The following is a 22,954-nucleotide window of genomic DNA, read 5'->3' as shown; positions in this document are numbered from 1 at the left end:
ACCAGCGGCAGGGCGAATTGCTGGCGCCCGGCGTGGTCCCGGGCCCAGTTGATCAGCAGGGTGCTGAAGGCCGCCCCGCAGATGAAGGCCGAGACCGCGAACGCGCTGACCAGGGCCAGCCGCCATTGCAGGATCGCGAGATTGTCTGCCAGCTGCGATAGATAGCCCGTCATGTGCGAGGTGTAGTGACCCAGCGCGAAGAACCCGCCCGCATTGGCCGCCCCCGCGATCATCGCCAGAAAGGTCGCAAGCACCAGATCATTGCCGGCCGAGCGCCGATGCGCAGCCAGCGCGCGGGCGGATCGGACGGGGTGCCGGATGCGGCGTCGCGTCTTCACTTGGGCGACACCCGTTCCCAGATCTGCGTCCGCGCGACCCTTTCGGCGGGGCGCACCAGTCCCTCGCGCTTCATCCGTCGCAAAAGGTGCAGGGTGCCCGAGGCGATCATGTGCAGTTGCTCCTGCAGTTCGCGCTGGGTGCGGGGGCGTGCCAGGCGGGCCAGAACGAAGGCGCGGCGCAGGGGCGCACCGGCATTGCGGCGGCGCATCTGTTGTTCAGGCATGGTCAAGGTCCGGGGTGGTCATCAAGTAAGCTTACCAGCGCGTTGGTCCGGGCAAGCCGCGCTGCGGCCCGAGGGCGGCCACAGCCCCTGTGCAGAGGTTCCATCCAACTCTCCATTCGCAGAAATCTGCGATCAGAACGGCCATGAAATCGGGGCCGGGGCGGTATCAAAGAAATGCGGTCTGGAAAGGCGAACGGGGAATGGCCGGATACTGCAACCTTGCGCCGCCAGATGCAAGCGGGGCAGGGTGCGTCACTGAAACCGGGCGTTGCAGCGGGTTCCAGCGATGATCCGGCGGTCCGGGTTGGGCAGTTCCAGCCGCACGCGGAAGGTGGCGCTGGCCGCGTCGATCGTCTGGTCGAAGGCGGTGACGTGGGCGCTCGCGGGCGCGCCGCCCGGGCCCTCGGGCGTGATCTCGGCCAATTGGCCAAGGTGGATTTCGGGATAGGCGGCCTGCGGCAGGAACACATCGACCCGCAGCGGGTCAAGCGAGACGATGGTGACGATCTTGCCGTCGTCGCGCAGGTATTCGCCGGGGTCCAGATGCCGTTCGGCGATGATCCCGTCGATAGGAGAGCGGATGCGACGCACCTCAAATTCTGCCTCGGCGCGGGCAAGGTCCAGCTGGGCCAGCTCGAATTCCATCTCGGCGGCTTCCAGCTCGCGCTTGCGCACCTCGTAGGCGGTGGCGCGTTCGTCGGAATCCGATTGCGCCACCACGCCGCGCGCGCGCAATTCGGTGCTGCGCGACAACTGCTTGTCCTCGAAGTCCAGCCGGGCGCGGGCGGCGTCGATCTGCGCGTGGTTGCGTGCGCGCAGCGCGGCAAGGTCAAGGACGGCCTGTTGCACCGAGGTGTTGAGCGAGGCCACCACCTGGCCCTTGCTGACCCGCGCCCCGAGATCCACCGCGACCTCGGCCAGTTGGCCGGGAATGGCGCCGCCAAGGTCGATCGTCGTTCCGGGCAGGATCAGGCAATCGGGGCTTTCGGCGGCGCCGGCCTGCAGGGGCAGCAGCGTGCAAACGGCAAGGACAAGGCGGCGCGGTGTCATCATGTCTCCCCCAGAAAGCCCAGGATACGGTCAAAATAGCCCTGTGATTGCAAGGCCGCCAGCCGTTGCGCGGCCAATTGGCGCGCCACGGCGGCCTGCGCGGCGCGGTAGCTGCGCAGATCGGGCCGCACAAAGGCGGTGTCGCCCGCCTCCGGCAGGCTGAACAGCCCATCCGCGGCCGAGACATAGCCAAAATGGCGCGCTTGCGGAAAGCTCGACCGCAGCCGCAGTTCCCAGGCGGGCGTGGCAGCCCCGGCCTGCACGACCACGCTGGGCGCGGCATCGCTGTGAAAGAGCGCGTCGCCTGTGATCACCCTGACCCGTGAGGGCGGCATCCGGTCGGCATCGGCGCGCGTGGGCGCCCAGATCAGCGCGTCGGGCGGCAGCAGCAGGCCGCCAAGCGCGTGAACCAGATCGCTTCTTGTCGCGAAAACCCGATGCTGTGGGCGGGCAGGGCGCGTGGCCCGGCCCCAGATCCGCAGGCCATGGCCCTTGCGCAACTCGGCCCGGTAGTCCAGCAGCCCCAGCCCCGCGCCGCCGAGGCTGTCGTAGGCGGCAAGCGTTCGGCGCGCATCGGCCAGATGGGCAATGCCAAGCCCGCCGGGCAGGCCCTCTTTTGCGGCGATCAGGTCGGGGATCGACGGCTCGATCCCGCCCTGCCCGGTGCCGCGCCGCAAAACCACTGCGCCATTCTCGATCCTGTAATCGCCGGGCGGGGTGAACAGGTCACGCACCGCCAGCGCCGCCAGCAGCGTCTCGTTGCGCCAGGCGGGCGTGTTCCAGGCCCCGCCGAAGAGCACCGCAAAGGTTTCGGCCCGCATCTCGCCGATCGGGGTCAGGCGGATGCGCGCGGTGACCGGGTCGATCGCATAATGCTGGTCGCGCAGGAACGACGACAGGATCGCAAAGGCCTGATCGGCATAAACCCGGCCCAAGGCGATTGCATTCTCGGGCGCAAAACGCACGGGGCGGGGGCGTTCGATCAGCACAAGGTCCGCATCGTCGACCAGCGCTGCGGCGCGCGGCGGCATCAGCGGCGGCAGCAGCGCCGCGCGGCCCGACAGGCGGCGCACGCTTCCCAAGGCCTGCGTCCTCCGCGCCGCCCCCTCGACCCGGTCGCGCAGCCGGTCCTGCGCCAGCCGCCCCAGCGAGGCAAAGACGACGGGCCGCGCATAGGCCGCGCTGCGGGTGTCCAGATCCGCGCCATCGGCCAGCGCGGTATGGCCCAGGCCCAGCCCGTCCAGAAAGCCCGCCGCGCGCGCCCCAAGCGTTTTTGCGCGGGCCTCGCACTGGGTGACGACATGGACCTTTTCCCCCGCGAGCGCGCGGGCGGCGGCGGCCAGCAGCAACGCATCGGTGCGGTCGCGCGCCTCGCTCAATTCGGCCAGCCGGCCCGACAGCATCGCGGCGGCGGCGCGGGCCAGCCCGCGCGCCTCGGCCGCGCCTGCACCGGGGCGAAGCCCGGTGACCAGCGGTCGCAGCCTGCGCGCGGTGACGCCCCCTGGCCCGGTCAGCGCGCCCAGGCAATCCCGAAGGCCCGGACCGGCCCGACCGAAGAGGCGTCGGTCACCAGAGGCAAGGGCGTCGGGCAGATCGGCCAGGGTCATTCCTCACACCTCGAATTCGCGCAGGAACAACTGGCGCAGGCTGCGCGCCAGTTGCCGTGCCAACGTGGCCTGTCCGTGGTCGAACCGCACAAAGGCGCGTTCGCCGAAATGCGAAGCGGGGCGATCCTGAAACGCGACCTCGAGGATGAAGACGGTTTCCACCGAGTGCAGCCCGCTTTCCTGCGGCGCGTTCTGGCGCAGGGAAAACGGCCCGCCGCCCTGGGTAGACAACAGTTCTGCCGGCAGGGCATCGGTGGCCAGCGGCACCATCCGCGCGACCCGCCCCTGATGCGGCTGCCGCAGATCCGAGGCGATGCGGACCGAGACCCCGTCCAGCTGCCGTCGCACCAGTTCCATATCGGCCTGCCGCAGGGCAACCAGAACCACCGGGCTGTCATCGCCCACGACATGGCCGATCGGCACCCCGCGGCCCAGCCAGCCGCCGTCCAGATCGCGCTGGCGCGGGATCACCAACTGCCCCGCCGCGGGGCTGACAAGGCGCAGGTCGGCCAGCCGCTGCTGCGCGGCGGCCAGGCGTTCGGCGATATAGGTGATTTCCTCGGCGGTCAGACGGGCCTTGTCGCGGTCCTGCGCGATCTCGCGCCGGTTCTGGGCGCGCAGCGCGTCCAGCCGTGCCTCAAGGCCCGCGATCTCGGCTCGCGTCTCGGGGTCGTCGAGGGTGGCCAGAACCGTTCCCGCCTCGACCCGCGCGCCGGAACGGGCGGCGAAATCCAGCACCGTCCCGCTGGCAAGCGGGCGCAACTCGGCCCCGGTCTCATACCAGATCACGCCCTGCGCCACGGTCCGGTTGGGCATCGGCATGGCAAACAGCACCGCCGCCAGCACCGCCATCGCCACCGCCGTTCCGGTCAGCGCGCGGGCGCGTCCACGGCGCAGGCGCGCGCTGGTCAGAAGGAACGCCAGTCCCTTGCCGATCGGCCAGATAACGATGTTGAATACCGCCAGCGCCGCCAGCACCGTGCCGATGAAGAAGAACTGCTTGGCCACCACCACCGCGATGCCGAACATCAGCACCAGCCGGTAGGCGGTGGACAGCGGCGCGTAGATCGCCAGCCACGGCACCTCGCCCGCCGCCTCGCGGGTGAAAGTGGCGTCCTTCATGCCCAGCACATGATGCTGGAACAGCGTCATCCAGTATTGTGAGGACCGCGGGCCAAGGTTTGGCAGCTCCAACAGGTCGGTCGCGACGTAATAGGCGTCATAGCGCAGCAACGGGTTTGCGTTGAACAGCACCGCCGAGACGCCGGCCACCGTCATCACGTTGAAACAGACCGCGCGCACGAGGCCGGGTTCCACCTGCGTCCACAGGATTGTGGCAAGGGCGGCGATCAGCAGTTCGACATAAAGCCCGCCCGCGCCGATGATCGCGCGCTGATGCGGCAGACGCATCGTGGAACTGGCCGAGGCATCGACATAGGGCACCGGCATGAACACCAGGAACATGATGCCCATTTCGTGGCTTGTCCGGTCCCAGCGGCGCAGGGCCAGACCGTGGCCCATCTCGTGCAGGAACTTGACGACGGGAAAGACGAACCACATCAGGATCAGGTTGTCGACGGCCAGCAGCCGGTCGGTCAGGTTATGGGTCAGCTCGTCCCAATGCATCGCGACAAGGCCAAGCGCATAGGCCACCAGCGCCAGCCACAGAAGGAAGCCAGGGACCGAATACAGCATCCGCGCGGGCAACCGCAGGCCCGCCAGAAGGCGCGCGGGGTCCATCAGGGGGATGCGGATCGCCAAAGGGGACCGCAGCTGGGCGATCACGCGCTGACGGTCCAGCGCATCGGCCCGCAGCACGACCTCGCCCACCTGCGCCGCGCCGTCGATCACCAGAAGATCGGCCGCATGCAACCGCCAGAACAGCTTGAGCAGGTCCAGTTCCGACGGCGCATCCTCGCCCAGCCGGCGCAGGACCAGCCGGTAGGCCTCTTCAACCGTGCGGCGCCCGTCCAGAAGGCTCAGGAACACATAGACCGCGGGGGAAAAGCGGTAGAACCGGTCGCCGATGCGGTCGTGGACGACATACCACAGCACGCCGCGATGTTCCTGGCGCACGATTTGGGCCCCGTCGGCCAGCCGGATGCGGCGGCCCGCGATGCGCGCCCAATGCGGGCCGGAATTGCCGGGGGGGCGGGCTTCGGTCATGGCGCCCACCGCCACCAGGCCAGGCGCAGCCAGTCGACAAGCCCGCGCGTCCAGATCCAGACCAGCCTTTCGCGGCCCACTTCGATCTTGGCCACGCCCTCCATCCCCGGCGAAACGGGCGCGCCCTCGGTCGAGGTCAGCGTCGCCTCGACCAGGAAATGGTTGCGCCCGTCATGGGCCGAGGTCACCGGGGTCACATTCTGCACGGCAAAGGACAGGTTGGTGTCGGGCAACGAGGTCAGCAGCAACGCGCCGGTGTCGCCCGGTTCGACAAAGGTGATGTCGTTTTCCGGCACGTCGATGTCGATCAGGTAACTGTCCAGCGGCGCAAGCCGGAACAATTCACCGCCGCGCTGAACGGTCTGGCCCAGCGATTGGCTGAGGTCGCCCGAGACGATGATCGCATCGAAGGGCGCCTCGATCCGGGTCAGCGCGATGCGGGTTTCATTGAGCGCGATCTGCGCCTCGGCCTCGCGGATGCGGGCGCGCAGGATGTTGATGCCCGCGCGGTCAAAGGCCGCCAGCGCCTGCGACAATTCGGTTTCATACTGCATCTTGCGCGCGGTCCAGGCGTAAAGCTCCAGCTGGAACTCGACATCATCCAGTTTGACCAGCTGCGTGCCGGCGGTGACGCGGTCGCCCGCGCGGGGGGCGGCCTCGACGATGTAGCCATCCATCGGGGCCATCACCACGCGCTCGACCGCGCCCCGCAGCCGGGCATCGGCGGTGACGCGGAAATCGGTGGTGAAGACCGCCAGAAAGGCCGCGATGCCCGCCAGAACCAGAAGGGTGGCCTTGGTCCGCAGATGGCCGGGGCCTACGACGGCGGCCAGATACCGGCCCAGGATTTCGAAGGCGCGTGTCGACAGCCAGCGTTCGTCGCGCCATCGGTCGTGCAGCACCGGTCCCAGAAGGGCGGCGATGTCGGGAACCGCCTCGCGGATATGGTCGGGGGGCGGTTCGCCCTCGGGCCATTCAAAGACGAAGGCGCCCGCGGGCTTGCCGTCGCGGACATAGGGCTGGGCCACGACAACGCCGCCGCCGCGCGCGGCCGCCAGCGCCTTGGCCTGCCGGGAAACGACGATCGGGTCTTCGTCCGCGTGCCCTGCCGTCACGGTCGCGGCCTGATCGACCGCCTCGTCCATCGCCTCGGCAATGGCGCGCACCAGCACCACGCGGCGGTCGAAGTGGATCGTGTTCGACACCGCGACCACCTTGCAGCCGCGCGCGCCGCGCACGCCAAACGACACCCGCGCCGCGCCCGCCTGCACCGACAGCGAGGTCAGCGTGGCCGCGGCCGCCGCGCGAAAGCCCCTGTGCTCGCCCGCAATCGCGATCGGGTCCAGCGCCAGGGTCAGGCGTTCAATCGCATGTTCATCCGATTGACCGGCGCGGCGCCGTTCGAACACCTCGATCCAGGCCGATCCCCATTGCAGCCGGCGCAGGATTTCCTGCCGCGCGCGTTCGGCCTTTTCGCCCGCCTCAAGGCCCACGACGCCGACGATCCGCGAGCCCTGCCGCACGAGGCGCGAGATGCAGACCGTGTCGGGGGTGTCCTTGTCCTCGCGCACAAGGTCGATGCGCTGGCGCAGCGCCTCGTTCACGGTCTCCATCAAAAAGCGGCTGGTCTTCTGTTCCTCGGGCCAGAAGGCGACGGGGCGGAAGGGGCCGTTGCGGCGCATCACCACCACCGCACGCGTGGCCGAAGGGATCTGACCGCATTGCAGCGCAAGCCAGCTGGACAGGGCGGCATCGTCGCTTTCGGCCTCAAGCAGCCTGCGCCAATGCGCAAGATCCAGATAGGCGACCGAAGCCCTGTCGCCGCTGCGTCCTGTCAGGTGGATCTTGTCGTCGGACATGATCCTCTCACCGGGTGTGGGGCCGCGTTGTGGCCGGGGTCAAGATGTCGTCTTTCCAAGGGGGGTCAAGCGGCAAAATCCTCGCGCGGCATCCAGGCTTCGACCACGATCAGTTCCCCATCGCTGGTAGCCGGGTCCGAGGAGGAGGTGGGCTCTTCCGTCTCCTCGGTCACCGGGACGGTCAGGGTGACCATCTGCGGCTCGATCGTGGCGCTGGTCGTGTTGTCGGTCGGGGTGCCGTCGGTCGGGGTGCTGTCGGTCGAGGTGCCTTCGGTCGGGGTGCCTTCGGTCGTGACCTGCGTGTCCGTCAGCGTGCCGCCCCAGTCGATCGTCTCCATCTCGTTGTCCGCGGTCAGGATCTCGGGCGTTTCGGTCAGGGTGGGCGCGATCAGCTGCGCCTCTGCCTGTTCCACGGCTTCGTCGATCTGTTCGATCAGCGGGACCCCCACGATCCGCGTGTCCTTCAGCGTCGCCTGCACCCCTGTGGCCGCAAGGCCATAGCCGCCATCGGTTACGCTTTCGGCAAAGTCGTGGGACAGTTTCATCGTGTCGACCTGCAACTGCACCCGGCCGTCGTCGTCCAGCTGGATGGCGATGTTGTAATCGGTGAGCGACTTCATCCTGTAGTCCAGCGTGGCCAGTTCGGTCCACTTGCCGCCCACGACCTGGCCGATCACCAGCTTGCCTGCGGCCACATCAATGCCGGCGTATTTCATCGCGCCTTCGGCGGTGATGTCGAACAGCACATAGGTGTTGGCGGCATCCTTCTTGCCGAATTTGTCCAGATTGGTGCGGGTGGTGATCTCGACGGTGCCGTAATCGACATCCTCGCCGTCGCCCAAGGTGCCAAGCATCTGCGTGGTGGCTTTCAGCTTCAGCAGGCCCATCCGCTCGATCGTGTCGGCATCGCCATAGGCATCGGCAAAGGCCTGTTCGACCACCGACCAGTCGCTGTCGGCCAGCTTGGCCTGCGCCGAGGCGGTCAGGCCGCTGGTGCCCTCCCACAACTCGCGGCGCATGATGTGGCGCGGGCCGTTGTCGTTGCCGGCCTGCGGATCATCGGGCGGGCCGGACTGGTCTTGCCAGTCGAAGTCCTCTTGCCGGACCATGCCCAGCTCGCCAAAGGGCTCGCCATGCCGTTCGGCATAGACCGCCGGGGCCAGAGGATTGGCGAGCTTGGTGTCGATCGCGATCTGTTCGGCAAAGCGCAGGATGTCGGGCGCGCTTTCATCCGCCCCGGCAGCGCGCGCCAGATCCAGCACGAACTGTTCGGTCTGCGGTTGCAGCAGGCGGGCGATCTGGAAGGCCCCGAAGGGTGAAAAGGGCACGATGTAGGAATTATATTCGCCCACCCAGTCGATCGACCGGTCCGCCCCTGTATTCAGGATGATGTAGTCACGCCCCGCGCCGGAATATGCGATATCGGCATATTCCTGATAGGGGTCGGGCAGGCGGTTCGCCGCCGCCCCGGCCGAGCTGTTGGCCTCGGTCGACAGGTCGTCGTCCATCTGGATCAGGTCGTTGCCGCGCCCGCCGAACATGTGGTCGCGCCCGGTGCCGCCGACGATCCAGTCCTGGCCCAGATCGCCAAAGATCTTGTCGGCGCCGTCCGTCATCAGCTCGCCCGTGAAGGTCGTATCGGCCAGCCCGTCCGCGGCGTCGTTGTTCAGAAGGAAGTCATGGACGACCGACACACCCCCGACCGTTTCCGTCACGAAGATGCGCGAGCGGGGGTCGTTTTCGTCGTAAAGCGCGAATTCCTCGGGGTCGGTCGCGCCGAACCGCAGGATGTCGCCGGGGTTGTAAAGGCCAAAGCCGAACCAGAACGGGGCAGGGGCCGCCGCCGGGGCGCCCGCGCCGGTATCCTGCTGGGCCTGCAGGAACTGGTTCAGATCGCCCCCGCCGGCATAGTAGGAGGGCCGCGCCTCGGCCCCCGACAGGGCATCATCGCCGTGGCCGCCGTGGATGAAGTCATCCTCCCAGCCGCCGAAGATGATGTCATTGGCCGAGGTCATCTGCGCATCGGCCGCGCCGTCGATGGCAAAGGCCACGCCGTCCAGATCGAAGGCGATCGCGTTCACGGTCTTGAGCAGTTGCCCGGTGGGGTAGACCAGTTCGATCTGCAGGCTGCCCGGCGTGCGGATGATCTGCTGCAGGTTCGCTGCGGCCAGCCCGATCAGGGGCTCGGCCAGGCCGTTGCGGCTGGTCGAGATCAGCCCGTCATCGCCCAGGATCCCGTCGCTGCCGCGCCCGCCCATCAGGACATCCGCGCCCGCCTGGCCGTAAAGGTCATCGTCGCCCGCATTGCCATAGATCAGGTCGTCGCCGGTCATGCCGAAGATCACGTCATCGCCGCTTTCGCCATAGACCAGATCGCCCGCGCCGACGCCAAAGTCGTTGAAGGTGGTCTTCCAGTCGACCGTGCCGGTGGCGGGGTTCACCGCGCTGCCGTCGATCGTATGGGCGTAATCCAGCATCTGCGTCACGCGCAGTGGGATGCCGCCCGGCAGGCCGTCCGCGGCGGCGTAACCCGTTCCCGCGGCGTAGTTGAAGGCGCCCGCACCCACCAGCCGGTAGATGTTGGCATTGTCGCCGACGATGAAATCGGCATCCGCGACATGGTGGTTGGCGGCGGTCACGAAGGTCTCGGCCGTGTCACCGTAATCGGCATTGCGCGCGAGCCAGTCCGCATCGCCCGCGCCGCCATAGATCAGGTCGGCCCCATCGGGGCGCAGCCCGGCCCCCGTCAGCGCGCTGAACAGCGCCTTCGAGGCCAGTTCTGACGATCCGCCGATCAGGTCATCCTGACCGAGGTTGCCATAGATGCGGTCGTTGCCGCCGTTGCCCTCGATATAGTCGTCGCCATCGGTGGCGGCGGCCGCGACCGCGAACCGCAGCGCCACCAGATCGGCCGGGGTGACGGGCAGCACCGGATGCTCGGCAATCGTGACATTCACGCCGCCGCGCTGGATCACGAAGCTCGGGTCGCCCGAAAGGCCCGGGGTGAAGGAGCCGGTCGCATCGGCGGCGACCAGTTCGATATCGCCGTCGCCCTGCACGATGTCATCGCCCAGCTGGCCAAAGATCACATCGTCCTCGGCGCCGCCCGCGATCACGTCATCGCCGAAGGGCCGGGCCGAAGCGGGGGCATTGGCCGCCGCCGCCTCGATCGCGGCGTCGAAGTCCAGCAGGAACACGTTGCGCGGCAGCACCGCCGCCGGATCCTGCACCGCCGCGCCGATATTGGGCGCAAAGCCCAGATCGACCTGGAAGGTGCCGACCGAGGTGGTCACTTCGCCGGTGATCATGCTGTAAAGCGTATCGCCCGACAGCGCACGGAACCGATCGCTGGCCGAGATGCCCTCGCGCTGGACGATCGCATTGTCGCCCGCGATCACATCCTGACCCTCGCCGCCCGCGAGGATGTCGTTCACCTCTTGCAGGTCGGTGGGGTCCAGGTCGGCAAGGGCTTCGGGCAGGATCGCCAGAACCTGCAGGGCGTTCAGCCCGTCAAGGTCGTCCGAGCCGCCGGCAGTGTTGTGGCCACCGATCAGGTCGTCATTGCCAAGGCCGCCGAACAGCACATCGTCGCCCTGCTGGCCCATCGCGATGTCGTCCCCGGCCTCGCCAAAGACCACATCGCCCGCGCCGCCATCGCCCGCGCCGGTGAAGATCGCAAAGTAATCATCGCCGACCCAAGGCGCCGCGCGGCCCACAAGGCCCACCGTCTGCCAGGCCTTGCCGTGATCGCCCAGGATCACGTCGTCGCCCTCATCCCCGTCCGAGGCGAAGTCGCCGCCGTAATCGCCCCAGATCCGGTCGGACCCGGTGCCGCCAAAGATCAGGTCGGATTTGCCGTCGCCCAGGATCAAGTCGTCGCCGCCCTGCGTCGGGTCGCTGGACATGATCAGGATGGTGCCGGGCAGCAGCGTGACCGGACCCGCGCCAATGTCGGCGCGGCCCTGCACCATGTCGGTCGAAATCACGAAATCGACCAGCCCGTTATCGCCCAGGATGCGGTCATAGCCGTTGCCGCTGTGCAGCTGCGGGTTGCTGATCGCCAGCGTGGCCAGGTTCACATCGCCGCTGCGGTCGCCATAGATGCGGTCGCCCGCCGCGCCGCCGATCAGGATATCTTCGCCGTTGTTGCCAAAGATCACATCTGCCCCGCCGATGCCGGGGTTCAGGGTGCGGATCAGATCGACCGTGGTGGCGTCGGTGTCATCCTCCAGCCAGTCCACAAGGCCGCTGTCGCCGATCACGATGTCATTGCCGGTGCTGGCGCCGATCAGCGCGATGCGGGCGCTTGCCGCATCGCCGTGCAGCGCGTCGGCATCCGCCCCGCCGATCAGGATGTCATGGCCCGCGTGGCCCTCGATCAGATCGCGCCCGCCGCTTGCGGGATCGGTGCTTTCCATCAGGACCGGAAGGCCGCCCTGCACGGTGATCTCGCCGAAATCGCCGCCCAGGGCGTCGTCATCCGACCCGGCCCCGCCGCCAAAGGTGGTGCTCAGGTCAAAGCTGCCCGCAACCCGCGCGGGGGTGGCGGTCAGATCGCCGAAGATGAAATCACCCGCCGCACCGCCAAGGGCCAGATCGCGGCCCGCCCCGCCAAAGATCGCGTCGACGCCGCCGTTGGTGCCCTTGGTGCGGATGGTCACGATATTGGCCAGGCCCGAGCCCGCGCCGGTGTAAAGCACCTCGCCATTGTCGCCCAAAATCACGTCATTGCCGTCGCGCCCGTGGATCAGGTCCGACCCAAGCCCGCCGACCGCCACATCGCTGCCGGCCCCGCCGTCGATGTCGTCATCGCCGGTCGCCACCGTGTCGGCCGCGTCCAGCCCAAGGTTGATCCCCGCAAAGGCCGCAGGCGTCGCCGGGATGCCGGCGACATCAATGCCCGCGAAGGTCGAGATCACGCGCGTCACATCGGCCTCGGCGTCGCGCAGGACAAGGCCCGCGTCGCCCAGGATCACGTCGTCCATGCTGCCGCCGGAAATCGTGTCATTCTGCGTGCCGCCGATGATGATATCGGCCCCGCCCGCGCCGGTGATCTGGTCCGCGCCGCCGACATCGCCAAAGATCGAGAAGATGTCATTGGCAAAGGCGCTGCCATCGTCGCGCACGACAAGCCCGTGATCGCCCAGCAGGATGTCGTCTTCGTCCGTGTCCGACAGTGTCCCGCCCGAGATCGTGTCGCCGCCGTCGCCGCCGATCACGATATCCGCGCCCGCCTCGCCGAACAGACGGTCGGCCGCGCCCTTGTCGGGATCGAGGCTGGCCACCCAGGCGATGCGCGCGAACAGGGTCGCGCCGCTGGCCTTGAGCATCACCTGCGCATAATCGCCCACGATCAGGTCGCTGCCGGCCGAGCCATAGGCCGTATCGCCCGCGCCGCCCGCCACGATCAGGTCTGCCCCGCCATAGCCAAGGATCAGGTCCGCGCCGTCGGTCGCGTTGTAGGCGCCGGTCAGCGAAAGGCCCGCGCGGATCACCTCGTCGCCGAACAGGATGTCCTCGCCCGTGCCGCCCGCGTCATCGCCATAGATCGTGTCGCCGCCGCGCCCGCCTGCGACCTGATCGTCGCCCGCGCCGGCATGGATCGTGTCATTGCCGCCGGTGCCGTTGGTGGTGCTGGCATAGACGCTGGCGCTGGTGATCGTGCCGTCATCGCCCAGGATGACGTCATTGCCCAGCCCGCCAAAGATCAGGTCGCCCGTGTCGGCATCGCCCGCGCCGTATTCGGACAGGTTCGACACGCCGCCCATGATCAGATCGTCGCCTTCCTGACCCTGGATCACATCGGCGCCGTCGCCGCCCTCAATCCGGTCGGCGGCGCTGGTTTGCTGGGCGGGCAGAACCGCGGCCAGTCCGTCGGCGGGGTAAAGATCGCCCCAGATCGCATCGGCATCGTCATCGCCGTGGATCACATCGGCCCCGGCGCCGCCGATCAGCAGGTCCAGACCGTCGCCGCCCCGGATCAGGTCGTCACCGAACTGGCCGCGGATCACATCGTCGCCGCCATCGCCGTAAAGCGAGTCGTTGAGCGTCGAGAACAGGGTGGTGCCCAGCTCGAACCCGTCGGATTCGCCAAAGATCAGGTCGTTGCCGCCATCGCCGCGGATGAAATCGGCCCCCAGACCGCCCTGGATCAGGTCGGTTTCACCGGTGAGGCTGTTGCCCTGCGTGGTCTGCACGGTCGAGAGCGCGCTGCCGAAGGCAACGTCGATGTCGCCGCGGATCACGTCATTGCCCGCGCCACCGTCGATATTGTCGGCCCCGCGGCCGCCGAACAGCACGTCGGCGCCCAGATGGCCGGTGATCACATCCTCGCCATCGTTGCCATAGATCCAGTCGGCGCCGTCGCCCGAGGTGGCGGTGTCATCCTCGCCATCGCCCTTGAGCTTGTCGTTGCCGCCACCGCCATAGATCAGGTCGCCGCCGTCGCCACCAAAGACGACATCCTCGCCGTCGGTCCCGGCCGAGGCGACGTGGTTCGACACCGCCAGCCCCAGCGTGACCCCGGCCGAGGCGCTGCCGTCGCCCGACAGCGTGTCATTGCCGCCATAGCCGCGCACGACATCGGCATCGGCCCCGCCCAGCAGGATGTCGTTGCCCAGACCGCCGGTCAGAACATCCTCGCCCGCACCGCCCAGCACATGCAGCGCGACCCTGAGCGAGGCGGGATCGCCCAGGATCTCGTCATCGCCGCCCGCAGCATCGCCGTACAGAACATTGATGTTGTTGAAGACTTCCCATTCGCCAAAGCCGATCAACAGGGCAAAGGTGCTGCCCGCCGTCGCATTATTGTTGTCGATGTCCAGCACGGCGCGGATCTCGTCGGCGTCGATGTCGCCGTCCAGGTTCAGGTCAAGATCCTTGTTGAGGTAACCGGCCGCAAGGGCCGCCATCGCCTCGGTATGGGTGATCTTGCCGTCGTCGAAATAGCCCGCGGTGATCGCATCAGCCAGGGAGGTGGCGCTAGCCCAAAGCGACAGGGCCGGATCGCCCGCCTTGGCCACGCGGTCGCCGAAGATCTCGATCTTTTCGTCGGCATTGCCATCCGCGCCGGGCTGGCGTTCGGCGGCAAAGACCCCGATGTTGAGCCGCGCAGTCGTGTCCGAGGTGCCATCCACCGTCGCCAGTTCCGGCGGCGGCAGGGGCGGGCAGGAGAAGCTGAAGTCCAGCAGTGTCACCCGCAACAGCTCGAACGTATCCTCGAACAGTGTGACAAAGCCGAAGGGCGTGTCGAAGCCCAGCTTGACGAAGGCTTCCAGATAGGCGGTCAGCGCGCCTTCGAAATCGAAGATGCAGAAGATCCCTTCGGCCAGTTTCTTGCCGATCTCGTCCAGATAGAACTTGCCGTCGCCATTGTCATCGGCCCAGTTCGCGCCGATCTGCGCCTCGACCCCGCCGGTGACGCCGGCTTCGGCCACGACGACCGAGAGGCTGGCCGTCGCCTCAAAGAAGACCTTGAGGCCGAGTTCCAGGATATCCTCATCGGTGAAGGATTTCGACACGGAATCAAAGGCATGGTCGCCGAAGTAAAAGCCGTCCAGGAAGTCGCCCGTTTCCAGGCCGCGGCTGTCATAGCCCACGGCCAGGTCCAGGAAGATCTCGAAGCCGCCGCCCAGGGTCACGAACAGCGGCACGGGCGGCAGGATCGGGCCGAACTTGTAGGACAGGCCGAATTCGGCCGCGAGCCGCGGAATGTCCCAGACCACGAAATCGACGCGCTGGCCGAACAGCAGGCCGAACAGCTTCGCCGGGTCTTCCAGGAAGGGGAAGAACAGGCCCACGTCATGCAGCGTGTCGAAGATGCCCGACAGGCCGCCGCCTTCGTCGCCGCCCTGGGTGTCGGCGTCGATCGCACCCTGCACATCCGAGGCCGACTTGCCGATGTCGGTGGCCGTGCCCAGCATCAGGCCCGACAGCTGGGTGCGGCCCGCGTTCGAGGTCAGGTCGATCCCCGCCGTCATCACCGAGACCGCCCCCGGCGCCGCGCCATAGGGGTCCGAGATGATGAAATCGCCAAAGCTGATCAGCGTGCCTTCCGACAGGTTGTCGATGAAGCCCTTGACCGCCTGGATCGTCTCGATCACCTCCAGGAAGACCTCGATGGATTCAACGCCCGATCCCAGCATCCCGATCGCCCGGAGGATGGTGATCTCGCCCTGTCCGAACATCTCGGACAGTTGCGACAGGATCGGCACCGGCTTGCCCAGGAATTCGATGAACGGGTCCAGCGGCGCGGTGAAGTCGTCGATGAATTCGATCAGCGGCGCCAGTGCGTTCTGCACGAATTCGCCCATGTTGAGCGAGAGGTCGTAGAACTGCATCCCCGGCAGTTCCAGCTCGCCGCTGCCCGCGCTCCACATCCAGTCGATGTTGAGGTCGGTGCTGATGTTGGGCAGGTCGTCGATGGCCAGACCGCCGCCGAAATCCGCGCCGCCCTTCAGATGCAGGTCGATGTTCACCGCGATGGCGAAATCGACATCAAGGCCAAAGTCGTCAAGGTCGGCGACATTGACCTTGAAGCCCTTGTCGGTGGTGCCAAGGCCGCTGGTGTCGACGCCGACGCCCGCGCCGTCGACCAGGCCCAGGGCCAGTTCGGTCGCCAGCCCCACGCCGCGGCCAAGGCCCACATCGGCCGCGACATTGTCTGGGTCGTCATCCCAGGGCGTCGCGTTCACGCCAAGGAAGAACAGGCGGAAGTTCAGCTCGGACTCCGGGGTCAGGCCCGCGCTGAATTCCCCCGTCAGGATCGGGTCGAGCGTGCCGTCCTGATCCTCGTCTGGCAGCACCAGGAAGGCGCCGCGGCTGGCCGACAGGCCAAAGCCCATCGCCACGTTCAGAAGGAAGTTGACCGTGACGGCGCCGTCGCCCTCGACCTCGACGACCAGGGCATCCATGCCGAAGTCGAAGGGCACGGTGTCAGTGATGTCAAAGCCGAAGTGCAGCGGTTCCAGCACCAGTTCGCGATCCGCGACACTGAAGCTGAGCAAGATGTCATTGTAGTCAAAGAGGGAATCGTCCCCGTCGTTGCCCTTCATCGCATCGGCGTCCAGCACGCCGTTCAGCGCATCGAACAGGATGTTTTGCGCGGTCTCGATCAGGTCGGTGGCGGATTCCTCCAGCGCCTCAAGCTCGGCCTTCATACCTTCGTAAAGGTCGCGGAAGGAATTCAGCGCATCGTTCAGCGCATCGACCGGGCCCCCGATCAGCGGCGCCTGCGCCAGCGCGTCGGTGGCATCGACCAGGAAATCGAGGATCAGCTCGAAGGCTTCGAGCAGGTTGGAAAAGTCCAGAAGGCCCGCGGCGATCGCCTCAAGCTCTTGCGTGGTCAGCGGATTGATCGCGCCGTCAAAGACGAACTCGCCCGTTGCCATGCCGATCTGCACGTCAAAGCCGAAATCGACCTGCATGTCGGTGCCGGTGGTGATGTCGTTGTCCCCATCGGCATTGTCGTTGTCATAAAGGATCGCGGTGCCGTTCTTGTAGAAGCCAAGTGCATCGGCCACCAGCCGCGCCTCGCCCGCAAAGCTGAAGCCCAGATCGGCCAGCGCGATATAGCCATTCGTCGCGGTGCCCGTGACGCCGATATCGATGAAGGCGGGGCCGGTGCCACCGAAATCGGTCAGTTGCAGGACCGGGTCGGTGTCATTGGTGAAATAGATGCCCACGCCGCCGGCATTGATCACCAGCTTGCCCGCGACCTGCAGCCCGGCCTCCAGCCGGAAGCCGGTATCTTCCGAAACCAGCAGGTTGAAGTTGCTCTCGAACACCTCGGCGCCCAGATCGCCGATTTCCAGCGCCAGCCCCAGTTCGAACATGCCGCCCAGCTGGAAGGCAAAGTCGCTGTCCTCGATCCCCGCGTTGAACAGGCTGGTCCCGAAAGAGAAGTCGAAATCCACGCCCGAGACATCGACGGCAAAGACCGAGGGCGCGATCCGCAGATCGGCCTTGAGCATGCCGTCCGACCAGTCGAACTGGATCAGGCCGCCGCCGAACAGGCCCAGCACGCTGGCGCGGAACTGTTCGACCACGCGGTCCACCAGCGCGGCGGCCTTCACGGCCAGCGCATCGGCGGCATCGGTCGCATCGTCGATCAACCCGGCCGAGAAATCGGCAGCATTGTCAGCCAGATAGTCGGCGAAATCGGTCAGAAGGCCACCCGCAAGCGCCTCGACCTTGGCGATCGCGGCCTCGATCATCGTGCTGATGTCGGGCAGAAGCGCCATCAGCTCAAAAATATCCTCGCCCGTGCTGGAAATGTCGGCCAGCTTGTCCGCGACCCAGGCAAGGCTGCCTTCGGTGTTGGCATCGCTCAGGAAGGTTTCCAGATCCGCCAGCGCGGCCAGCAGGTCCTGCACCGCCGCCGGATCGCCCGGCAGGTCGGCGGCCGAGTCACCGTCAATGTCGTCGATCAGGTTCTGGATCTGCTGTTGCAGGTTATCGACCTCGGTCTGGGCCTGATCGCCCATGTCCTGCAGCAATTCGCCCGCAAGGCCCACCAGATCGGCGATCGTCATGTCTGCCAGATCGGCCACGCTGTCGGCGGCGGCGCTGGCATCGACCAGCGCCTGTTTCAGCGGATCGGTCAGCTTGGCGCCGATGTCGGACAGGGTGTCGTCCAGATCGGGCAGTTCGAACCCCAGCGCGTTCTGCACCAGTTTCAGGATCGTATGGGTCGAGGGCACCGCATCCTGCAGTGAGTCCACCGCCATGCCGAAGGTCGCGTCGAATTCGTCCAGGAAGGCGGTGTCGCCGGCGAATTCCTCGCGGATCGTGGCGATGGCGCCGCGCACGGCGGCAAAGGCCGCGATCAGTTTGGAGGGGGTGTCCGAGAAGAAGAAATCGAAGCTGGTCCCGAAATCGAGCACCTGCGCGCGCAGCTCCTGCAGCGCGCTCAGCAGGATCTGACCGGCGTCCGAACTCAGCAGCTGGTTGGCCACCGTGCCCGAAAGCGCGTTGAAATCGTTGAAGGCGCTCAGGCCATCCGGGTCGCCATCGAAGAAGCCCGAGGCGATGACCGCGTCCTTCACCTCTTGCACGTCCTGGGGGTTGAGGAAGGCCAGAAGCCGGTCGACCTCATAGGTCAGCAGGTGGTTGATGCGGTCGGTGGCCGGGCCGATCACATCGTCGACCGCGTCCTGCACCAGCGTCACCAGATCGGCGATGGACCCGTCGATCAGCGGCAGATCGGCGTTCAGCAGGTCTAGTTTGTCAAAGACAAGGCCCGCGATTTCCTTGACCAGCGTCAGCAGGTCGGCCGAGCCAAGGTTGCCAAGGGCGGTGACAAGGTTTTCGATCCCCGTGGTGTCGACCACCGGGGCCAGCGATCCGCTTTGGAAGGTGATGGTCAGGTCAAAGCCTGCGTCATCAAGGCCAAAAGCGCCGCCATCCTCGAAGACGATGGGCAGCACCAGCGCCCCGGTGATCGCGCCCTCGAAGGCGACCGCGTCAAGCGCGGCGAAGCCCGAGCTGCCGGTCAGGCCCAGTTCGGTCAGGTAAAGCCGGTTCAGCCCGTCGGAATTGTTCACGTCCTGCAATTGCAGCCCAAGGGTAAATCCGATCGGCGTGGTGGTCCCGCCATCGACCACCCCCAGCGCGATGAAGCCAAGCGCGCCGTAAAGGTTGATGTTCTCCATCGAAAGGCCGATTTCGGCGCTTGCCTTGGCATCGGCGTCGATGAAGAAGCGGTCGACGATGAACCCGCCCGAAATCGTGTCCGAGCCATTGGTCGCCACCTGACCAAAGCCGAAGCCCAGGTCGAAGATCGCCTTGGACCCGGCGGTGCCCGCGACCGAAAAGACCGGGTTTGCGCCCGCAGGGACGCTGGTGTCGGTCAGCACCAGGCCGCTGCCGAACATGTCTGTGGTCACCGATACCCGCCCGTCGGTCTGGCTGCTGATCGCGGATTTCAGCGCGCCGATGGTGGATAGCCCGTCCAGATTGACGCTGCCCGACCAGCCGTCGCGGGTCACGAACAACAGGTCCGGGCCAGCGCCGCCATCGGTGCGCACACCGGCGCCGCCGTTCAAACGGTCCAGCGCAAAGCTGTCGGTCAGTTCGGTCAGGTCAAAGCCCGCCCCGAACGAGAACCCCATCCCCGCCGCGACCGAAACCGTCCCCGATCCGGCCAGCGCCAGTTCCCCCAGCGCGCCAAGGTCCAGCGCCTTGTTGAAGGCCAGCGTGCGCTCGAACAGGGCCGCGTCATAGCCGATGTCGAGGTCGAATTTCAGCGAATGGCTGGCCGTGTCATAGCTGAGGCTCGCCCCGGTGCCCCCGAATACCTCCAGCGCCGCCAGTTTCTGCGCGAATTCCTGGATCGTCGAGAAGGTCGGCAAGGGCAGGGCGGTCAGGTCGTTCTGGAAGCCCAGAAGCGCCGTCACCTCGGCCGAGACATCCTGCAGGACGATGCCGGTGACATAGTCGCCCGTGGCGCGCAGCCCGATCATGCCGTCGCGCACGAAGGCCTCGACCGGGACAGTTCCGCCGATGGCCGCGTTGATCTGGTCGGCCAGTTCCTGCAGCTTGTCGCTTGCGCCCGTCACCGCGGTCAGGATCGCGCCGAAATCGAGGTTGATCGTCTGCGTGTCCACCGTCGGCGGCACGGTGTCGCTGGTGGTGACCTTGATGTCGAAGGAATGGCTGCCGCTGGTCAGCGCGCCCAGATCCGCCAAGGCGCCGCCCAGAAGGCCCGGGATCGAGAGGCTGTCGATCACCTGCCGCAGCGCCGCGTTGAAGCTGGAAAAGTCGCTGACGTTGATGTCGATGAAGTCGATCTTGGCCAGCGCATCGAAGGCGCCGGCCAGCGATTCCAGTTTGGCCCCCAGATCGCCCAGGAAGCTCAGCAGGCTGGCGGAATTCAGCCGCGTGAAGTCCAGCAGGTCCGGCGCGTCGATCGACACGCTGAACGACGGATTTTCAAAGAAAGCGCCGGACAACGAAATCGTCACCCCGGCATTGTCCAGCGTAAGACCGGAAATCGCGCCCGAGGAATCCACCTTGAGCGAGGCGGTCAGCCCGGTGTCGGCGGCATTGATCTGGGTCGCCAGCAGCGCCACCCCCGCGCCATCCAGTTCCGCAAGGCTGACGCGGCCATCGTTGACGGCCGCGTTTTCGTTCAGCGTCGCGGTGACCGACGCCTTGAGGTCGAAGGTGCTGGAGGCGTCCAGGCTCGCGTCGCCCAGAACGCCGATCTTGATGACATCGCCTGCGGCCTCGGCCTCCAGGTCGGCAAACCCGGCAAGGGTCAGCTGCGCCCCGTCGGTCAGATAGACCGCATCGCTGGGCGACAGGCTGGTATCCAGCAGGATGCCAAGGCCAAAGTCGAAGTCGATGTCGATGGAAAAGTCGAAATCGGCATTGATCGCCAGCCCGAACTGCGTGGCCGCCGCGCCGAAGTCGAACTTGTTGGCGCCATTGATCAGGGTCTTGTCGAACTGGATGTCAAAGCGCGCCTCGGTCCCGTCCTCGATCAGGGTCGAGGCGATGCCGGCCAGTGCGTCGATCTGGGTGTTCAGATCGTCAAACGTGCCCGAGGCGCCCGCGATCAGCGCACGCAGCGGGTCCAGAAGTTCGGTCTGCAAGGTCTGCGCAAGGTCGGATGCCTCGGCCAGGCTTTCGCCCAGTACCGGGATCGCGGCGGCCAGTTCAGCAAAGCTTTCGAGGTCGTTCACCAGAACCTGCAGCCGGTCCAGCCCGTCGTCCAGCGCGTCGGTGTAGGGGCTGATGTCAGCTGACAGCAGATAGCGCTTTTCCAGGCTTTCGAAAGCCAATGTGCCGCGCTTTCGTCGATCAGTGGACGAGGGGGTCAGCGCCGTGCAGTTCCTGAGCGCGTTGCGGGCGCGTCCCAGCGCGGTTCCCGCCGTGGCCTGATGCTTGCGAAACGTCGAATTGGGTTCGAAATTGACACCCATGACATCTTCCCTCCGTTCACAGGGAAAGCCGCCCGATCATCGAATATCCAGATGCCGGGAACGGTCGTGATGATATCACAAAAAATACAAATTTCCAAACGGCACCGTGAAACGTAATAAAATTGCGCTGCTGTTTCGGGCGCCTGCGTCGGCCCGTCTAACAGGTGGGAAACGCTGATCAGTTTTCCTGTTCACGATCCGGTCTTCGGGGATGCTCTGCGCAAGCTCTGCCCCCCGGGCAATCGTGGTCCTGTCCGAGGTTGCCGTGAAAAAGACCGATTTTGAGAGATGATTCGGGCCCAAGAGGGATTCGGGCCAAAGAGAGGCGCGAACCGCCCGGGCCGGGCGGCTGTGGGGTGCGGAAAATGCTTACCCCGCGCGGCGCCGGTGGCCACAGGCGGTCCGCAAATCCGTTGACATCGCGCCTGACGCCCCACAGACTTGATTTCAGGGCGCAATCAACCGCCCTTCATCGGGAGCCTTTCTCATGACTGACAAAGATCCGAACATTCAGGAAATCGGCGGGGTCAAGATTGCCTGGGACGACTCCGACATCAGCAGCCAATATGCCAACATCGCCACCGCCACAGCGAACCGCGAGGAATTCTTCCTGCTGTTCGGAACGCACCAGAACTGGCGCGGCACTGAAAAGGAAAACATGGTCAAGGTGAAGCTGTCGAACCGGCTCGTCATGAGCCCCTTCTCGGCCAAGCGCTTCATGCTGGTGCTGCAACATTCGATCAATGCCTATGAGGCCAAGTTCGGCAAGATCGGCGAGTAGGCGGCAGCCCATTGGGAAGCCTGGCGGGCTGCAACGTGCTGGTCCCGTTGTCTGGCCAGCGTCGCCGCCCGGCAGGCCAGATCCGGCTGAGGCCTCGTGAACGGTAATTGGTTTTTTCTGGGGGTAGACCGTCAGCCGAATTCCTGAACGGCAGTCGGCTGGAAGACTACACTCTCTGGGCGGGTAGAGTTTCTTGTCTTGAGGCCGGGTGGATCGTTGATCGCTGCCGTTTCGAGTGGCACCCCAGTCAATCGGAGCAGGTGGTCACGTTGTCGGCGCCGTGGCTTAGATTATGCGGGAGCGGACGCTCTTGGGCCGTGACAGGTGGTCTAGCCCAAGCCGCTGGGCTTCGTCCGGTCGGCGGCCGTTTCGATACGTTTGCGGTTTCGTGCTGCTTGACAGGGGTCTTCTCTTGGGGGCGGCGGTTTGGAGAGAAATGATGACCCGGTATGTTGAGAATGGCCATTACCGCGCCCTTGCATCACCTTGGTTCAAGATAGCCCACACCCAGCCGCTTGGGCATTGCGAGGGGCCGGCCACCTTGACCGCGTCGATCGCCTTATCCGCCTGCGCGAGGACGTTGCGGCCGACGCCCCACCCCACCTTCAGCCAATCTACCGCAGGCTGGTCGCGCAGGGCTACAAGGTGCGCGCGGTCATCGCCGCCTTCGGTCGCCACCCTCACCGCAACCAGATCCTCGGCCGCACCTCGACCCCGGCAGAGGCGGCTTATATCGAACGCGGCGACTTTCCACATGAGAGCGCATTCAAGGAATAATGTTGCTGTGCGGATGCGGCCATTCCTGGGCCAACAGCCAAAGGGCGGGCGTGTATCTTCGGGGACCAGTTGAAACCCCTAACAGGCCGCTGAAGAAGTCGGCTGTGCAGAACGGTTTCCTTTCGGCGCAACTGTCCGGGTTTGGCTTCAGGCGCCTTGGCGCAGAAAGCATGCCTGTTTGGCGCGGTTTGCCATCGTCACGCAGCCAGCAGCCGGGGTAGTCGGGC

The 22,954-nt window shown here is 66.3% G+C and carries 10 protein-coding genes; 2 read left to right on the top strand and 8 right to left on the bottom strand.

Annotated features, from left to right (window positions below):
• The 7 genes from MXB90_RS15980 to MXB90_RS15950 form a co-directional block, all read right to left on the bottom strand.
• Window positions 1-338 (bottom strand): YoaK family protein (locus MXB90_RS15980; RefSeq protein ID WP_250046427.1); only part of this gene is annotated, 338 nt, incomplete at its 3' end.
• Complete coding sequence (locus MXB90_RS15975; protein WP_250046426.1) at window positions 335-562, bottom strand: hypothetical protein; 228 nt, start codon at window positions 560-562, stop codon at window positions 335-337. The genes MXB90_RS15980 and MXB90_RS15975, both read right to left, overlap by 4 nt.
• Window positions 563-814: 252 nt before the next feature.
• Window positions 815-1,615 carry an efflux RND transporter periplasmic adaptor subunit gene (locus MXB90_RS15970; RefSeq protein WP_250046425.1) on the bottom strand — a complete coding sequence of 267 codons (801 nt, stop codon included), beginning with the start codon at window positions 1,613-1,615 and terminating at the stop codon, window positions 815-817.
• Window positions 1,612-3,219, bottom strand: a complete 1,608-nt coding sequence (locus tag MXB90_RS15965) for a hypothetical protein (RefSeq protein WP_250046424.1) — start codon at window positions 3,217-3,219, stop codon at window positions 1,612-1,614. The genes MXB90_RS15970 and MXB90_RS15965 overlap by 4 nt, the downstream gene beginning before the upstream one ends.
• A gap of 3 nt (window positions 3,220-3,222) precedes the next feature.
• Entirely contained in the window at window positions 3,223-5,385 is a 2,163-nt protein-coding gene (locus MXB90_RS15960; RefSeq protein ID WP_250046423.1) for a biotin/lipoyl-binding protein, read from the bottom strand.
• On the bottom strand, window positions 5,382-7,244 hold the full coding sequence (locus tag MXB90_RS15955; RefSeq protein WP_250046422.1) for an efflux RND transporter periplasmic adaptor subunit: 1,863 nt from the start codon (window positions 7,242-7,244) through the stop codon (window positions 5,382-5,384). The genes MXB90_RS15960 and MXB90_RS15955 overlap by 4 nt, the downstream gene beginning before the upstream one ends.
• Before the next feature lie 65 nt (window positions 7,245-7,309).
• Window positions 7,310-21,169, bottom strand: coding sequence for a calcium-binding protein (locus MXB90_RS15950; protein WP_250046421.1), 13,860 nt, complete (start codon window positions 21,167-21,169; stop codon window positions 7,310-7,312).
• A 487-nt stretch (window positions 21,170-21,656) separates the two neighbouring features.
• On the opposite strand from MXB90_RS15950, the gene MXB90_RS15945 reads away from it, so the two are divergent.
• Both MXB90_RS15945 and MXB90_RS15940 read left to right on the top strand, forming a co-directional pair.
• Window positions 21,657-21,950, top strand: coding sequence for a DUF3467 domain-containing protein (locus tag MXB90_RS15945; protein WP_250046420.1), 294 nt, complete (start codon window positions 21,657-21,659; stop codon window positions 21,948-21,950).
• Between the two features lie 486 nt (window positions 21,951-22,436).
• Window positions 22,437-22,727 (top strand): DUF924 family protein, encoded by a 291-nt coding sequence (locus tag MXB90_RS15940; RefSeq protein WP_349665922.1) that lies wholly within the window; start codon window positions 22,437-22,439, stop codon window positions 22,725-22,727.
• On the opposite strand, the gene MXB90_RS15935 is transcribed toward MXB90_RS15940, so the two are convergent.
• On the bottom strand, window positions 22,717-22,954 hold a 238-nt coding region (locus tag MXB90_RS15935; RefSeq protein WP_250046418.1), incomplete at its 5' end, for a hypothetical protein. The genes MXB90_RS15940 and MXB90_RS15935 overlap by 11 nt on opposite strands.

The sequence above is a fragment of the Phaeovulum molybdatiresistens genome, from assembly GCF_023544865.1.
Lineage (GTDB): Bacteria > Pseudomonadota > Alphaproteobacteria > Rhodobacterales > Rhodobacteraceae > Pontitalea.
Note: the sequence above shows the minus strand (reverse complement) of the source record. Positions and strands in the feature narration are given on the sequence as shown.

Bases quoted from the DNA above. Each gene is read 5' to 3' on its own strand.
- MXB90_RS15975 (WP_250046426.1), bottom strand. From the start codon at position 562: ATGCCTGAACAACAGATGCGCCGCCGCAATGCCGGTGCGCCCCTGCGC.
- MXB90_RS15970 (WP_250046425.1), bottom strand. From the start codon at position 1,615: ATGATGACACCGCGCCGCCTTGTCCTTGCCGTTTGCACGCTGCTGCCC.
- MXB90_RS15965 (WP_250046424.1), bottom strand. From the start codon at position 3,219: ATGACCCTGGCCGATCTGCCCGACGCCCTTGCCTCTGGTGACCGACGC.
- MXB90_RS15960 (WP_250046423.1), bottom strand. From the start codon at position 5,385: ATGACCGAAGCCCGCCCCCCCGGCAATTCCGGCCCGCATTGGGCGCGC.
- MXB90_RS15955 (WP_250046422.1), bottom strand. From the start codon at position 7,244: ATGTCCGACGACAAGATCCACCTGACAGGACGCAGCGGCGACAGGGCT.
- MXB90_RS15950 (WP_250046421.1), bottom strand. From the start codon at position 21,169: ATGGGTGTCAATTTCGAACCCAATTCGACGTTTCGCAAGCATCAGGCC.
- MXB90_RS15945 (WP_250046420.1), top strand. From the start codon at position 21,657: ATGACTGACAAAGATCCGAACATTCAGGAAATCGGCGGGGTCAAGATT.